At 65.0% G+C, this 2,490-nt stretch carries 2 protein-coding genes; both read right to left on the reverse strand.

Annotated features, from left to right (window positions below; all coding sequences use genetic code 11):
* On the reverse strand, positions 1-955 hold a 955-nt coding region (gene istB / locus ACSLE4_RS01930; RefSeq protein ID WP_435902805.1), incomplete at its 3' end, for an IS21-like element helper ATPase IstB.
* Positions 943-2,490, reverse strand: a 1,548-nt coding sequence (gene istA, locus ACSLE4_RS01935) for an IS21 family transposase (protein ID WP_435902806.1), incomplete at its 5' end; no start/stop codon positions are given. The genes istA and istB, both read right to left, overlap by 13 nt.

The following is a 2,490-nucleotide window of genomic DNA, read 5'->3' on the forward strand; positions in this document are numbered from 1 at the left end:
TGTCCGTTGGCGGGTGCCGGGCGCGGGTTTGTTTTCTCGTTGAAGAGCCGGTGGGCGCTTTGGCGGCATTTGGATCGGCCTCAATCGCCGGAATGCCGGTGGGCGCAATGGCGGCATTTACTTCGGCCTCAATCGTTGGTGGGTCGGAAGCTGGTTCCGTCGAGGACTGTGGCCGAGGTGTCAAGGAACGGTCTGCCGCCGGTGGCCGGTTTTCCTTCTCACCAGGGTTTTGATTTTGATTTCTCAGGCGGTAGCTGCGTCCGGTGATGCGGATCACTTCGGCGTGGTGGAGGAAGCGGTCGAGGATGGCGGTGGCACTGGGGACGTCGCCGATCAGTTTGCCCCAGTCGTCGAGCGGCCGGTTCGAGGTCATGAGGGTCGAACGGGTCTCGTACCGGCGCATGATGATTTCGAAGAGGTACTCGCCGGAGCGTTTCGGCAGTTGTTTCATGCCCATATCGTCGACGATCAACAGATCCGGTTTCAGATATTTCCCGAGGACTTTCTCTTCGCCGCCGAGGGCTTCGTCGTGGAGGAAGTCGCGGACGAGGTCGAAGATCGAGCGGTACTTCACGGCGAGTCCGGCTTTGACCGCGTGGTAACCGATCGCCTGGGCGAGATAGCTCTTGCCCACGCCGGGCGGGCCGATGAGCAGCACGTCGCGGGCTTCGCGGATGAACCGCCCGGCGGCGAGATCGAAGACCTGCTTGCGGCTGATCGAGGGATTGAACGACCAGTCGAAGTCGTCGAGCGTTTTCAGTTCGCGGAAGCCGGCGGCCTTGAGTCCGCGCTGGACCTGGCGGTCGGAGCGGACGGCGAGTTCGTCCTGCAGCACGAGTTCGAGGAACTGGGCATGGCTGAGTTGATGCCCGGCGGCTTCCTGCAGCCGGATATCGAGCGACGGCAACACGCCGGAGAGGCGGAGTTGCTTCAGGGCCGTGATCAGGCTGGACATGGCAAAGTTCCTTTCTGAATGGCGGAGTGAACGAACCGGGTGTAGTCGGCCAGGGGCCGGATGATCGGATCGGATTCGACGAAGGTGAGTTGCTGCGGTTCGTCGCGGTCGATGAGCCGGCGGACGATCCGCAGACGGTAGACGGAATAGGAATGGGCGATCGCGCAGGCGCGGTCGAGCGACGTCGCGGCATGGCGGCGGGTCAGGCTCAACAGCCCCTGCAATGCCCGCACAGCTTCGATGCCACGATCCTGCAGGCAGGCCTCGGCCCATTCCAAACAGTGCGGGCCGACCAGCCGGATTTTCCCCAGCATCCAGGCGGTGCCGCGTTCGATGCCGTTCACTTTCTCGCTGACGATGTGCTGGTTCCGCGTGCTGAACCGACCCGGCTCGTGCTGCGGATGCAACGCGATTTGGTCCAGCCGGTCGTTGAAGAGGCGGACAACGCGGCCGTCCCAGCGGGCCCAAACCGTTCGGCCGAGATACTCCGGCGGCACCGAGTAGTACGCCTTGCCGATCTCGACGTGGCCGTCGCGGTTGACCACCCGCCGGCCTTCCTCGAACGACGGGAACAGGTCCGGCGGCAGCGGTCGCAGGGCGTCGCGTTCCGCGGACTCGAAGAACGGCCCGACCTGTCGTTTCGTCGTGCCGTGAATCCGCGTGTCGGCGATCGTCCGCTCCCACTCCTGCAAAAACAGGTTCTGGTCGGCGACGCTTTTGAACGTCCGGGCCTTCAGGGCATTGCCTTTGACATAGCCGACGCCGCGTTCGACCTTCCCCTTGTGCCGCGGCGTGTACGGCTTCGTCGGCCAGAAGAGCGTGCCGTAATGCCGGCCGAACGCCTCGACCTTCGGGTTCAATTCCGGATCGAACCAGTCGGCCTTCTGGACCGCGGCCCGGAGGTTGTCGAGGACGATCCGCCGCGGCACGCCGCCGAAGTGGCGGAAGGCATTCTCCAACGCCCGGATGAACGCCTCCGTCGTCTGCCGGGTCACGACTTCGCTGTACCCCTTCCGCGAATGGCTCAGCACGACCCGCAGGACGTGGGTGGTCCGACGCCGGCCGTCCGGTCCGACGAGCGGGGCGCCTTTGCCGAAGTCGACCTGGGCTTCCTCGCCCGGCTCGCACGCCATCCGCCGGACCGGCCACTCCGTCCGCGGGTCGAGTTTCAACACGAACCGCCGCACGCTGTAATAACTGCCCGTGTAGCCGTGCCCGGACACGAGATCCTGATAAATCCGCTGGGCCGACAAACCCTGCTGCACGGCCTCGGCGATCACCGCCCGAAACGGCTCGCACGCACTCGGCCGGCCCAGACGCGGCGACGGAACACCAACGGCCGGTTCGGTAGAAGGATTGACCGTGGAAGAATCGCCGGGAACGAATGGTTCCGGCGTCGAAATCCCGAGGGGCGCATTGGCGGCATTTGAACCGGCCTCAATCGCCGAAATCCCGGAGGGCGCTATGGCGGCATTTGAATGGGACGGCGGCGCCCGCAGATGCCGGGCCACCGTCTCCCGGTCCACGCCCAACTC

Source organism: Methyloceanibacter sp., assembly GCF_051306395.1.
Taxonomy (GTDB): Bacteria; Pseudomonadota; Alphaproteobacteria; order Rhizobiales; family Methyloligellaceae; genus Methyloceanibacter.